This window comes from Amycolatopsis sp. NPDC043889 (assembly GCF_056435645.1).
Genome location: NZ_JBWKEC010000001.1, coordinates 255,162 through 267,810, shown reverse-complemented (window position 1 = coordinate 267,810; position 12,649 = coordinate 255,162). Strand labels below are relative to the sequence as shown.

Sequence of the window (12,649 nt, the reverse complement as noted above, 5' to 3'; positions counted from 1 at the left end):
CGGACATGGCGGAAGTCGCCGGCAAGCTGCGTGAGGTCTTCGTCGAGGCGCTGGACCTCGACGGCGAGGTCGACGTCGAGAACCTGAAGTACCGCGACATCGAGGCCTGGGACTCGGTCGGTCACATGGCGCTGGTCGCGGCCATCGAGGACGAGTTCGATGTGGAGTTCGACACCGACCAGGTGATCGACATGTCCAGCTTCAAGGTCGCCGTCGACATGGTGACCGACCTCCAGTCCAAGTGATGCTGGACGGAAAGGTCGCCCTGGTCACCGGGGGTACCCGGGGCATCGGGCTGGCCACCGCTCGGGCGCTCGCCGAGGCGGGCGCCACCGTCGTGCTGACCGGCCGCGACGAGGCGAAGGCCAAGGAAGCGGCGTCCGCGGCGGGGGCCGCGAGCGGGCTCGCCCTGGACGTCACCGACGCCAAGGCCGTGTCGACGCTGGTCCGCGGGGTGGCCAAGGAGCACGGCAAGCTCGACATCGTGGTCGCCAACGCCGGGATCATGGAGGACGCGCTCCTCGGCATGATCCGCGAGGAACTGGTCGACACCACGCTGAGCACGAACGTCGCCGGCACGCTGCACACCGTCCAGGCCGCGGCCCGGGCGATGATGCGCAAGAAGACCGGTGCCATCGTCGTGCTGGCCTCGATCGTCGGTGAGTATGGAAGCGCAGGTCAGACGGTGTACGCGGCCTCGAAGGCGGCGGTGGCGAACATCGCGCGTTCGGCCGCGAAGGAGCTCGGCCGTTCCGGGATCCGGGTCAACGCGGTGGCGCCCGGCGTCATCGACACCGACCTGACCTCGGGCCTGACCGAGGACGCCAAGGCCGAGAACATCGGCAAGACCCCGCTCGGGCGGCTCGGCACGCCCGAAGACGTGGCGAACGCGATCCGGTTCCTCGTCAGTGATGACGCTTCGTTCATCACCGGGCAGGTGCTGGGCATCGACGGAGGACTTGTTCTGTAATGACCCTTTTGGGTGTGGGTGCGCGACTGATCGACGTCACGAGCGGCAGGACGCTCGAGGGCGAGGAACTCGACACCGAGGTCACCCGCGTGGGTGCCGCGTTGTCGCTGCTGCCGCCGGGCGCGCTGTTCGCGCGGATGTCGGTGGACCTCGAAAGCGTCCTGAACTACCTCGGCGCGTTCGAGGCGGGCCGCGCGATCGCGCTGATCGACCCGGCGCTGGACGCCGACGTCCTCGCGGGGCTCATCGAGCGTTTCCGCCCGGCCGCCGTGCTGTCCGCGCCGGACGCGCCCGCACCCGAGGGGTACGGCGTTTCCGACGGCCACTGGGTCCGGAAGTCCACCGAGGGCGTCGAGCCGCATCCGCATCTCGCGGTCCTGTTGCCGACCAGCGGTTCCACCGGCAACCCGAAGCTGGTCCGGCTCTCGCGCGGCGCGATCTTCGCCAACGCCGACGCGATCGCCGAGGTGCTCGGCATCGACCGCCACGAGATCGCGCCGACCAGCCTCCCGTTGCACTACAGCTACGGCCTGTCGGTGCTGAACTCGCACCTCGTCCGCGGCGCGACCGTGGTCATCGAGCCGTCGGGTGTGCTCGGTCGCGGGTTCTGGGACGCGGTCAACGAGCACAAGGTCACCTCGCTCGCGGGCGTGCCGTACCACTACGAGATGCTGCGGCGCCTGAAGTTCGACCCGGCGAAGTACCCGACGCTGCGCACGCTGACTCAGGCGGGCGGCAAGCTCCGCGACGACCTGGTCGCCCAGTTCAACGACAGGATCCGCGAGGTCGGCGGGCGGATGTTCGTGATGTACGGGCAAACCGAGGCCGCCCCGCGGATGACCACCGTCCCGGCGGAACGGCTCGCGGAGAAGCTCGGCGCGGCCGGACCCGCGCTGCCCGGCGGCTCCTTCGCGATCCGGCGCGAGGACGGTTCCGAGACCACGCATCCGAAGATCGTCGGCGAGGTCGTCTACCGCGGGCCCAACGTGATGATGGGCTACGCCGAGGACGAGGCGGGGCTGGCCGCGGGCGACGAATACGGTGGCGTCCTGGCCACCGGCGACCTCGGGTACCTCGACGAGGACGGGTTCCTCTACATCACCGGCCGCCTCAAGCGGATCGGCAAGGTCTTCGGCAACCGCGTCAGCCTGGATGATCTCGAGCACGCCGTGCGTTCCGCCTCGGTGGGGATCGACGTCGTGGCCGCCGTCCCGGCCGGGGACAAGGTCGTCCTGTTCGCCGAAGGCGCCGACAAGGACATCTGCAAGGACGCCGCGAAGGCGCTGTCCGAGCGGCTGCACCTGCACACGAGCGGGTTCGACGTCCGCGCATGCGACACCGTGCCGCTGCTGGCCAGCGGAAAGATCGACTACCGGTCGCTGGAGGCCCAGGTATGAGTGTGTTCACGCTTTCACAGGCTGAGCGCGAGAAGCATCTGCTTCCGCAGCTCGCCGAATTGACCGCGCACCACCGCGAGAACTCCGAGGGGTACGAGCGCATCCTTTCGTCGCTCGGCATCGCGCGGGACGCGTCGTTCGGCTCCATCGCGGACCTGCCGTGGCTGCCGGTGCGGATGTTCAAGACGCACGACCTGCGCAGCATCCCCGAGTCCGAGATCTTCAAGACGCTGACCTCGTCGGGTACCACCGGCGCGGGCGCGTCGCGGATCTACCTCGACAAGGCCGCCGCGGGCGCGCAGACCAAGCAGCTCGGCGCCACGCTGCAGGAGGTCCTCGGCGGCGAGCGGCTGCCGATGCTGATGGTCGACACCATCGGCATCATCAAGAACCGCCGTTCGTTCTCCGCACGCGGCGCGGGCGTGCTGGGCATGGCGAACTTCGGCCGCAAGCACACCTACGTCCTCGACGAGAACGACCAGCCGGACGTCGAGGCGGTCAAGACGTTCCTGGCGACGTACGGCGACAAGCCCTTCCTGATCTTCGGCTTCACCTTCATGGTGTGGCAGTACCTCTACGAAGTCGCGCGTGAGCACAAGCTGGACTTGTCGAACGGGATCCTGATCCACTCCGGCGGCTGGAAGAAGCTGATCGACCGCGCGGTGGACAACACCGAGTTCCGCCGTCGCTTCAAAGAGGACACCGGGCTCACCCGGATCCACAACTACTACGGGATGATCGAGCAGATCGGCACCGTTTTCCTCGAAGGACCGTCCGGGAACTCGTTGTACTGCCCCGATTTCGCCGATGTGGTGATCCGGAACCCGGAGACCTGGGAAGAGCAGCCGGTCGGCGAGCCCGGCGTGATCGAGGTCGTCAGCACACTGCCGCACTCGTACCCCGGGCATGTCCTGCTCACCGAGGATCTCGGTGTCTACAACGGGATCGACGACGGTGACTGGCCGGGCAAGCACTTCTCGGTCATGGGCAGGCTGCCCAAGGCCGAGGCCCGCGGTTGCTCGGACACCTTCCAGGGAGCGGCGGCATGAGCCTGAACCAGCGTTTTCCGCTCGCGGACGCGATCGAGGTCGACAAGCTCGTCGAAGAGCTTCGGTCCGAGCCGGTCGGCGGACGGCTTCGCGTGGGTGATCCGCGTGTCGTCGAGTTCCTGACGAAGTTCGCGCGCAAGCTGCTCGCCCCCGCGACGGCCCGCCGCTTCCCGGAGCTGGCGTCGCTCGGTTTCTTCCTGCGCAAGGGAGAAATCGCCAAAGCACTGTCCACTTTGGAGACTTCCGGTGACGCGCTGCGCTTCCCGCGCGGCCTCGTCTTCCACGTGCCGCCCGCCAACGTCGACACGATCTTCGTGTACTCGTGGGCGCTTTCCGCGCTCGCGGGTAACCACAACGTCGTCCGGGTGTCTTCGCGTTCGGCCGGTGCGGCGGAAACGGTGCTGGAGGCACTGAACGCCGCACTGTCCGAAGTAGACGCCGACACGGCCGCCGCGATCACCGCGACGCAGCGCATGGTCACCTACGACCGCAGCGACGCGATCAGCGGCGCGCTGTCGGTCGCCGCGGATCTGCGGGTCATCTGGGGCGGCGACGCCTCGGTCGCCGCGCTGCGCAAGTACCCGCTCGCCCCGCACGCGCGTGACCTGACCTTCCCGGACCGGTCGTCGTTCGCGGTCGCGTCGGTGCGCGGCTGGCAGAACGCCTCCGAGGCCGAACGCCGCGGGGCGGCCGAGGGTTTCTACAACGACTCGTACTGGTTCGACCAGGCCGCCTGCTCGTCGCCGCGCGCGGTGTTCTGGGTCGGCGACGAAGACGGCGCCCGTGAAGCGGGTCAGGAGTTCCGGAAGCTGCTCGCCGAGGTGCTGGCGACGAAACAGCACGTCACCGAGCCCGCCATGGCCGTGCAGAAGCGGGTGTCCGCGTACGGCGCGGCCGTCGACGGGCTCGTCAACGGCATCGAATTCCAGGGCAACGGCATCGCGACACTCGAACTGGCTGACCCCGCAGTCCTGCCGCGCGAATGGCTCGGCGCGGGCACTTTCGCCAACGCGCGGGTCGACACGCTTTCCGACCTCGTCCCGATCGTGCTCCGCAAAGATCAAACCGTCGGTCAATTCGGCTTCACCAAAGAAGAATTGGCGGAATTCGTGACGGAATTGGCGGGCCGCGGCGTCGACCGGGTCGTTCCGTTCGGCTCGGCCCTGACGTTCTCCGCGATTTGGGACGGCTACGATCTGCTGACCGAGTTCAGCCGCTTGGTGACCGTACAGGCCTGACCTGCGGTGACGAGGTAGCAGCAGAGGAGGTTCAGTGACGACCGTCGAAACGCCCGAAGAGGACACTTCGGTAGCTCTAAAACAGCCGAAATCCACGAAGGCGAAGATCCTCGACGTCGTCCGCTGGGTCGCCATCCTGCTGGTCGTCGGTTTCGCGGCCAAGACCTTGGTCACCAATTGGGGCGAATTCTGGCGGACCTTGTCCGAGGTCGCGTGGGAATCCTCCACCTTGAGCCTGCTCGCGCTCATCGCCGCGATCATGGTGTCGACCTACGGCTGGCAGGTCATGGTCGACGACCTCGGCAAGCCGATCGGCTACGCCCGCGGCGCGCAGATCTGCCTCGTCGGCTCGCTCGGCAAGTACGTGCCGGGTTCGGTGTGGGCGTACCTGCTGCAGATGGAGCTGGGGCGCAAGGCCGGGCTCGCCAGGGCGCGGATCTTCACCGGCTCGCTGATCCAGCTCGGCGTCGGCGTGGTGTCCGCGCTGGTCGTGTCGCTGCTCGCGGCGCCCGCGGTGTTCAGCAACAGCCCGCGGGCGCTGTGGCTGTTCGTGCTGATCCCGGTCGGCCTGGCGATGCTGCACCCGCGTGTGCTCACCTGGGGCACGTCGCTGGTGCTGCGCATCCTGCGCCGTCCGCCGCTGGACCACCGGCTGAGCTGGTCGGTCGTCGGGAAGGTCTTCGGCTCGTCGACCGCCGCCTGGGCGCTCCAGGGCGTGCACCTGTGGCTGCTGGCGAACTCCGTCGGCACGCCCGGGTTCAGCGGGTTCGTGCTGTGCGTCGGCGCGATGGCCGTCGCGATGACCGTCGGGACGTTCGCGTTCATCCTGCCCAGCGGGGTCGGCGTCCGCGAGGTCGCGCAGGTCGCCGTGCTGACCGCGTCGGGCCTCACCGTCGTCCAGGCGACGGCGTTCGCCATCGCCTCCCGGGTCATGTTCACCGTCGCGGACCTGATCACCGCCGGCGGCGCCGCCCTCTCGGCCCGCCTCGTGACCAGCCCCCGCAATTAGTCGACTAATTGCGGGGGCCGCGTCAGGGGTTCAGCCGGTAGATGACGGCGTCGGCGTTGCGGTACACCTCGGTCACGAAGTTCAGCCCGTCCAGATCGCGCAGCCCGGCCTGGCGCGGGGCACCCGTCGGGTAGCCGTATTGCCCGAGGATCACCCACCGCACGTTCAGCCGCGCCACCGCCGCCCGCACCTGGGCGTTCGACGGGTACTCGCGGAAATGCCACTCCAGCAGCCGCGCGTCCGACGGTGACAGCGTCTCGTCGAAATGCCCGGAGGTCGTGCGGACGCCGGAGAGCGCGTAGGTCCACACCGTCCCGTCCAGCCGGTCGTTCAGCGCGCGCTCGCCGGGTTTCACGAACTCGGCGAGCTTCTCCATCGCGACGACCTCGTCCGGGCTCACCGGCAGCTTGTGCGGGTCGACGCCGGGCGTGTTCGCGTAGCCGGGCGCGACCTTGTCCGCGTTGGACGGCGCGTAGAAACCGTTGCTCAGGAAGGCGAACGCGCCGAAGACCGCCACCGCGACGGCGAACGCGGGCACCTTCCGGTGCGCCACGTTGTCCCGGAGCCACGCCTGCGTTTCGGCGAGGCCGTGTGCCGCGATGATCGCCAGCGGGATCGCCGCCATCGACATGAACCGGTACGGGTCGTTCCACCACGGCCGTGACAGCGCCAGCACGAGCGGCTGCTCGGACGACGTCACCGCGATGTAGGCGAGCCCGGTGATCAACGCCGTCACGCCGATCCAGCGCAGCCCGCCCAGCCGCGAGAAGAAGATGAAGCCCAGCAGCAACGCGGCCGAAAGCCAGACCTGCGGATACGGCTCATGGTGCTGGAAGCCCAGCAGCGCGCCGAGTGCCGTCGTCGCCCGCCATTCGACCGGCCAGCTGCGGTAGGGCACCTCGCCGTTCGCGAGCCCGATCGCGCCGAACAGCTGCAACCACGCCACCAGGATCGCGACGACTCCGACGATCGCCAGCGCGCGCAGGTCCCGGCCGATCCGCCGCCACTGTTCGCCCGGCGCGATCCAGCGTTGCAGCAGCAGCGGCCCGGCGAACAGGATCGAGCCGAACAACGCGGACGAGTGCACGCACAGCAGCCCGACAGCGGCGGCCAGCAGCACGAAACCGGTGTCGGGAGCGGGCCGGTCGAGGTAGCGCTTCACCGCGACGGCGGCCAGCGGGGTCAGCGCCAGGCCGAGCAGGAACGGGAGCAAAGGTCCCCTGCTCATCGATTCGTACAGGCCCATCACCGGCGCGATGGAGACGAGGGCGGCCGCGCCCGCGAACACCGCGCGCCCCCGGAACACGCGCACCATGGTGACCAGCGACAACGCCAGCAGCGCGGGCAGCAGCGCGGTGTTCACGTCCAGCGTCAGCGGGATGCTCGCCGGGCTGAGCAGGTACACCACGGACGCGAGCAGGTGGTACGCGTTCGGGTAGAACACCGGTGCCGCGTCGCCGTACCAGTTGACCTCGCCGGTGCCGAACAGGCTGCCGTCCCCGGTTTCGGCGATCTGCCGGACCCCGTTGGCGTGATAGACGGCGTCGAACCCCTGCGGGATGGCGTCCAGCCTGCCCATCCCGCGCACCACCGCGTACATCCCGACGGCCGCCGCGAGCAGCAGGCACGCCCCGACCGCGAGATGACCGGACCGTCCCCACAGCGGTTCGTCGGGCTCGGGCGGCCAACGGCGCAGGGTGAGCCGCCGCAGGCCGTACGCGAGTCCGGCGAACAAGGCCGTCGCCACCGCGTACGTCACCGGGTTGAACGGGAGTCCGAGCGCGGCCGCCCACGGCCCGGCGAGGCCACCGATGGCGTAACTCAGCAACGGCGTCATCCCCGCGAGCACCCAGCCGCGCAGGCCGGCGGCGAGCCCGGTGAGCAGACCGGGGAGGCCGATGACGAGCAGCGCGACGCACAGCGTGACGACGTCGGCGGACAGGGAGGTCTGGGTGGGCACGGGCTACCTCGGGTGGGGAATCCGCACAGAACCCCCGAGGTGCGGAACGGAATGGGAAGCCAGATTAACCGCCGGGGACCGTTACCCGAAGGAGTCACATCCTGACGGGCAAAACGGTGGGCCGTTGCCTACTTTGTGCACACTTGCTGGACCATTCGTGTCAAATGACTGCGCCGAAAGAAACACACCGGCGCGGTGATCGATACTTGACCGTAGTCTTTCGTCAGGGGAGTGGCCGGCCCGGGAGGGTGGGGGATCAGGTGGTGATCGCGCTTGTCGTCGCCTGGTTCGTGGTCGCGGTCTTCGTCCTGGTGGCCTGGGCCAGAATCGGCGCGGACAAGGCGTGGCGCGCCGTCGCGCTGATGCTGACCCTCGTTTTCTCCCTGGTGCACCAGTTGATGTTTTCGACCATCTCGGAGGACGCGTACATCACTTTCCGTTACGCCCAGAACATCGCCGACGGCAATGGCCCGGTGTTCAACCCCGGCGAGCGGATCGAGGGTTACGCGAATTTCCTCTGGATGATCGTGATCGCGTTGCCGAAGGCCGCTTTCGGGGCCGACATCGAGAATTCCGCGATCGTTCTCGGCGTTCTCGCCACGCTCGGCGCGGTCCTGCTCGCCCACGTGACGGTGAACCGCGTGGTCGCGCGGGCGGCCGGTGAGGCGCGCCCTGCCTATGGCGTGGCCGCCGCGGTACTGGTCGCGGGCGCCGGAGGCCTCGCCGCGTACGGCGGATCGGGTACCGAGACGCCGTTGTTCGTGCTGCTCGTGTTCGGTGTCTTCGCCGCGCTCGCGGCCCGGCGGCCGGTGGTCGCGGGTGTGCTCGTCGCCTTCGCGATGATGACGCGCCCAGCGGGGTTCCTGCTCGCTGTGCTGGTCGGGATCTGGCTGGTCGTCGCGGCCCTGCGCGGCCGCTACACCTGGTGGTCGCCGGTGGGGTCGCTGCTCGGCGGGTTCGTCTTCGCGGCGCCGTGGATCGCCTGGCGGGTGACCTACTACGACCATGTCCTGCCGACGTCGGTCATCATCCCCTTCGACCTCGACCTCGCCGCCCGGATCGACGGCGGGTGGCGGTATCTGTCGGGTTTCTCGCTGGTCCACCAGGGATTCCTGCTGCTCGGCCTGATCTCGGTGGTGGCCCTGCCACTGCGCCGCACCGGCCGGACGCCGCACGAGGCCGAGGCCAGGTCGCTGACCTGGCTGATGCTGGCCACCGCCGTCGCGCTCACCGCTTTCGTGGTCTTCTTCGGCGGCGACGCCGGGCCCGCCTGGCGACTGCTGGCGCCGATCCCGCCGCTGCTGTCGATGGCGGCGGTGTCGATCTACGGCGTGCTCGTCTCGGGCGCGAAGCCGAGCCCGCGGCCGCGTCCGCCGGTCCAGCGGCTGATGCCCGCCGCCGCGGTGGCGTTGTCCGGGCTCGCGGTGCTGGTGTCGGTGTTCAGCCCGGAGATGCTCGCCCGCGTGCGCGCCTGGCACGACCACGGCGCGCAGATGGAGGAGATCGGCCGCTGGCTCGACGCCTATCTGCCGCCCGGTTCGGTCGTGAGCACCTCCGCGCCCGGCGTGCTCTCGTACCACGCCGGGACGCAACTGCAGATCGTCGGCGTCCGGGGCCAGACCGAGGAAGCGGGCGAGGCCGTCGTCTCCCGGCGGCGTCCGACGATCGCCGTCATCACCGACAGTGGCTACTCGGCGAAGCAGACCTGCGTGATCGACCCGGCGTACGCGGCGAGGTACCGCGTCGCGACCTTCGCGCGCGAAGGAACCTCGTCGTGGATCACCGTCTTCATCCGGGCGGACGTCGAGCGGGCGGTCACGTCGGCCCTCGACCGCTCGCCCGATTTCCGCCACGTACCGTGCCTCTCGTGAGTGTCGACGAACGCGTTTCCCCCAGCAGACCGGCAGCGCTCGAGGCTCGTTCGCGCCTGTTCGGCCTCGGTGTGTTCGCCGCCGCGCTCACCGTGCTCCTGGTCCGCTTCCTCGTGCCGCGGCCGATCGCGATGTCCGACAACGGCGACGGTTTCCGCGTGCTCTGCGGCGCGGGCATCCCGTGGAAGGGTGAACCGGAGGGATTCGTCCACCTCGCCTACACCGTCCCGGCAGGCGAATGCGACGCCACCTATCTCCTGACCCAGAGCTGGTTCGCGCGGATCGCACGGTCGATCGGCGGGTTGCTCGGCCTCGAATCGACGCTCAGTCTGGTCGTCCTCGGCGTGCTCACCAGCGTCCTCGCCGCCGCGGCGGTCGCGCTGATCGTCGCCGGACTGCCGTATTCGCGCCGTGTCCGCGGTTTCGCGGCCGTGGGACTGCTGCTGGTCGTCGCGGACTCCGCGTTCTTCGGCTACTTCGCCTCGGTGCTCGGCGAGGGGGCCGCCTTTCTCGGCCTCCTGCTCGCCGTCGGCGGCTTGCTGGTCGCCGCGCGGCCTGGCTGGTGGCGCTACGCGGGTCTCGCCGTGCTGCTCTTCGGCGGCCTGATCGCGGTGAACGCCAAGGTCCAGACGCTGATGATCCTGCCGTTGCTCGCGCTGGCCGCGCTGCTCGTCCGTCCGGCGGGAGTCCGCGGCCTGAAGCGCTGGCTTCCCGTGGTGTTCGTCATCGGCGCGCTCGCCGGGGGCACGGCCTACGCGCAGCAGACCGTCGAACCGGCGAAGCTGCCCGACGGCTCGCTCGCCGCGCGGCCGGGCGACGATTCGCGGGAGATCAACATGTTCAATACGATCTTCCTGACCATTGTGGACGGTCGGCACGACACCGGGGCCGATCTCGCCGCGCTGGGGCTGCCCGCCTCGTTCGGCCAGTACGCGGGCAACGGCTGGTGGCATCCGAAGCCCGCGACGCAGGATCCCGAGTACCCGAAGTACCGCGAACAGATCAGCAGGCGCAACGTCGTCGGCTACTTCGCGACGCACCCCTGGCGCACCGTCGAGATCCTGGATCGCGCGGCGGGCGATCTGCTCACCGCGCGGCCGCCCTACCTCGGCAGTTTCGACCGTTCGGCCGGCTTCGCCCCGGAGGCGCAGGAATACCGCGTCCCGATCGTTTCGACCGTGACGAAACTGCTGGCACCGCTGGGTTTCTTCGCCCTGCTGCCGATATGGGCCCTGATCGCCTGGCGTGGCTGGAAGACCCGGCGCGCCGCGCTGGGTGTCGCGCTGGGCCTCCTGCTCGCCGTCGCCGCCGGGCAGTTCGTCCTGGCCGCGCTGGGCGACGGCTTGGAGAACGTCAAGCATCAGGTGATCGCGCTGTACTGCACGGTGCTCGGCGTCGCTCTGGCACTGGTGACCTTCGCGCGGCAGGAACGCTCGGAGTGATGTGACCTACGCTACCGTAGGTTGGTTACCCTACGGTAGCGTAACCTGAACGAATGGCTGAGCTCGTTTACCCGCCCGTCATCATGGCGGCGAAGTTGATGTTCCGGGTGCTGGACAACCGCATCCGGGTGGAGGGGACCGAGCACATCCCGTCGACGGGCGGGGCGGTCATCGCCTGCAACCACGTGAGCTACTTGGACTTCATCTTCTGCGGGCTCGGCGCGCAGCCCGCGAAGCGCCTGGTCAGGTTCATGGCGAAGAAGGAGATCTTCAGCAACCGTGTGGCCGGGCCGCTCATGCGCGGTATGCACCACATCTCCGTCGATCGCGGCGCGGGTCTCGCTTCGTACCGCGAAGCCGTCGAGCGCTTGAAGGCCGGAGAGGTCGTCGGCGTGTTCCCCGAGGCCACGATCAGCCGGTCGTTCACCGTGAAGGACATCAAGTCCGGCGCGGTCCGGATGGCCGCCGAGGCGGGTGTCCCGGTCGTGCCGATGGCGCTGTGGGGCACGCAGCGGCTGTGGACCAAGGGGCGCCCGAAGGACCTCACCAGACGCCACGTCCCGATCTCGATCCTCGTCGGCGAGCCGATGCACCCGAAGGCCGACGAGGACGCCGAAGTCCTCTCGAAGGACCTTCGCGTGCGGATGTCGGCGCTCGTGGACCGCGTCCAGGCCGGCTACCCGGAGAAGCCGTCGTCCGACGACGAGCGCTGGTGGCTGCCCGCGCACCTCGGCGGCACCGCGCCGACGCCGGAAGAGGCCGCGAAACTCGATCGCGAAGGCCGCTAGACCGCCTTGCCGTGGGTCGTGAGTGGCGTTTCGGGTCAGAACCCGAAACGCCACTCACGACCACGGTGACCGATCACTTCCTAGAACCAGCGTTCGAGCACCTGCGCGACACCGTCCTCCGAGTTCGGCGCGGTGATCTCGTCGGCGACGTCCAGCACAGAGCGGTGCCCGTTGGCCATCGCGACGCCGTGCCCGGCCCAGCCGAGCATCTCGACGTCGTTCGGCATGTCCCCGAACGCGATCACGCGTTCGGGCGGGACATCCAGCCGCTCGGCGACCTCGGCCAGCCCGGTCGCCTTCGTGATGCCGTGCGCGGCGACCTCGATCAGGCCGGTGTTGGTCGAGTAGGTGATGTCGACCGAGCCGTCGAGCACCTCGCGTGCCGCCCGCGCCATCTCGTCGGAGTTCATCCCGCGCCTGCTGATCAGCAGTTTGATCGCCGGATGCCCGAGCACCTCGGCCCGCGGCGCCTCCGTGCCCTCGTGGTTGCCCCACGGATTGTGGTAGTCCGGCTCGATCACGAAGTTGCGCATCTCGGGGTCGAGCGCGGACTCGCCGACCCGCTCCGCGGCGAACCGGCAGCCGGGGAGAGCGTGATCAAGAGCACTCACCGTGTCGTGCAGCAGCTGCGGTTCCAGCAGGCCGTGGACCGCCGCGATCCGGTCCGTCCCGATCTCGTACAGCACCGCGCCGTTCGCGCAGACCGCGTACCCGGTGAGGCCCAGCGGGTTCGCGATCGGCGCGATCCAGCGCGGCGGACGGCCGCTGGCCAGCACGAACGGCACTTCGGCCGCGGCGACGCGCCGGACGACGTCGATCGTGCGTTCGGACAGGACCTCCAACGGGCCGAGCAGGGTGCCGTCGACATCGGAGGCGATCAAGAGAGGCTTTTCCACCGGCACATCATCCCCGAAGATCCGCCCAT

The 12,649-nt window shown here is 69.2% G+C and carries 11 protein-coding genes; 9 read left to right on the top strand and 2 right to left on the bottom strand.

Going from position 1 to position 12,649, the window contains the following annotated elements:
* Nucleotides 1-5 precede the first annotated feature (5 nt).
* The 6 genes from AC0685_RS01410 to AC0685_RS01385 are packed head-to-tail and all read left to right on the top strand — an operon-like array spanning nt 6 to nt 5,663.
* Complete coding sequence (locus tag AC0685_RS01410) at nt 6-245, top strand: acyl carrier protein (RefSeq protein ID WP_005149592.1); 240 nt, start codon at nt 6-8, stop codon at nt 243-245.
* Nucleotides 245-970, top strand: coding sequence for an SDR family NAD(P)-dependent oxidoreductase (locus AC0685_RS01405; RefSeq protein ID WP_478223749.1), 726 nt, complete (start codon nt 245-247; stop codon nt 968-970). Before AC0685_RS01410 ends, AC0685_RS01405 begins: the two co-directional genes overlap by 1 nt.
* Nucleotides 970-2,367, top strand: coding sequence for an AMP-binding protein (locus AC0685_RS01400; RefSeq protein ID WP_478223748.1), 1,398 nt, complete (start codon nt 970-972; stop codon nt 2,365-2,367). The genes AC0685_RS01405 and AC0685_RS01400 overlap by 1 nt, the downstream gene beginning before the upstream one ends.
* The gene (locus tag AC0685_RS01395; RefSeq protein ID WP_478223747.1) at nt 2,364-3,416 is read left to right on the top strand and encodes a LuxE/PaaK family acyltransferase; all 1,053 of its coding nucleotides are present in this window, start codon (nt 2,364-2,366) and stop codon (nt 3,414-3,416) included. Before AC0685_RS01400 ends, AC0685_RS01395 begins: the two co-directional genes overlap by 4 nt.
* Nucleotides 3,413-4,654 carry an acyl-CoA reductase gene (locus AC0685_RS01390; RefSeq protein WP_478223746.1) on the top strand — a complete coding sequence of 414 codons (1,242 nt, stop codon included), beginning with the start codon at nt 3,413-3,415 and terminating at the stop codon, nt 4,652-4,654. The genes AC0685_RS01395 and AC0685_RS01390 overlap by 4 nt, the downstream gene beginning before the upstream one ends.
* Before the next feature lie 34 nt (nt 4,655-4,688).
* On the top strand, nt 4,689-5,663 hold the full coding sequence (locus AC0685_RS01385; protein ID WP_478223745.1) for a lysylphosphatidylglycerol synthase transmembrane domain-containing protein: 975 nt from the start codon (nt 4,689-4,691) through the stop codon (nt 5,661-5,663).
* Nucleotides 5,664-5,685: 22 nt separating this feature from the next.
* Here the strand turns inward: AC0685_RS01385 and AC0685_RS01380 are convergent, their stop codons facing one another.
* Nucleotides 5,686-7,623: a DUF6541 family protein gene (locus AC0685_RS01380; protein ID WP_478223744.1), complete on the bottom strand. Its 1,938-nt coding sequence runs from the start codon at nt 7,621-7,623 to the stop codon at nt 5,686-5,688.
* Between the two features lie 260 nt (nt 7,624-7,883).
* Between AC0685_RS01380 and AC0685_RS01375 the strand changes: the two genes are divergently transcribed.
* Genes AC0685_RS01375 through AC0685_RS01365 form a run of 3 tightly spaced genes read left to right on the top strand, consistent with a single transcriptional unit; the run spans nt 7,884 to nt 11,724 of the window.
* Nucleotides 7,884-9,494: a hypothetical protein gene (locus tag AC0685_RS01375; RefSeq protein WP_478223743.1), complete on the top strand. Its 1,611-nt coding sequence runs from the start codon at nt 7,884-7,886 to the stop codon at nt 9,492-9,494.
* The gene (gene wsfD / locus AC0685_RS01370; protein ID WP_478223742.1) at nt 9,491-10,936 is read left to right on the top strand and encodes a glycan biosynthesis hexose transferase WsfD; all 1,446 of its coding nucleotides are present in this window, start codon (nt 9,491-9,493) and stop codon (nt 10,934-10,936) included. Before AC0685_RS01375 ends, wsfD begins: the two co-directional genes overlap by 4 nt.
* Before the next feature lie 53 nt (nt 10,937-10,989).
* The gene (locus tag AC0685_RS01365) at nt 10,990-11,724 is read left to right on the top strand and encodes a lysophospholipid acyltransferase family protein (protein ID WP_478223741.1); all 735 of its coding nucleotides are present in this window, start codon (nt 10,990-10,992) and stop codon (nt 11,722-11,724) included.
* 80 nt (nt 11,725-11,804) lie between these two features.
* On the opposite strand, the gene AC0685_RS01360 is transcribed toward AC0685_RS01365, so the two are convergent.
* Entirely contained in the window at nt 11,805-12,605 is an 801-nt protein-coding gene (locus tag AC0685_RS01360) for an HAD family hydrolase (protein ID WP_478224432.1), read from the bottom strand.
* Nucleotides 12,606-12,649 lie beyond the last annotated feature (44 nt).

What these genes read in the sequence shown, in the direction of transcription:
- AC0685_RS01410 (WP_005149592.1), top strand. Translation starts at nt 6, where the DNA reads ATGGCGGAAGTCGCCGGCAAGCTGCGTGAGGTCTTCGTCGAGGCGCTG.
- AC0685_RS01405 (WP_478223749.1), top strand. Translation starts at nt 245, where the DNA reads ATGCTGGACGGAAAGGTCGCCCTGGTCACCGGGGGTACCCGGGGCATC.
- AC0685_RS01400 (WP_478223748.1), top strand. Translation starts at nt 970, where the DNA reads ATGACCCTTTTGGGTGTGGGTGCGCGACTGATCGACGTCACGAGCGGC.
- AC0685_RS01395 (WP_478223747.1), top strand. Translation starts at nt 2,364, where the DNA reads ATGAGTGTGTTCACGCTTTCACAGGCTGAGCGCGAGAAGCATCTGCTT.
- AC0685_RS01390 (WP_478223746.1), top strand. Translation starts at nt 3,413, where the DNA reads ATGAGCCTGAACCAGCGTTTTCCGCTCGCGGACGCGATCGAGGTCGAC.
- AC0685_RS01365 (WP_478223741.1), top strand. Translation starts at nt 10,990, where the DNA reads ATGGCTGAGCTCGTTTACCCGCCCGTCATCATGGCGGCGAAGTTGATG.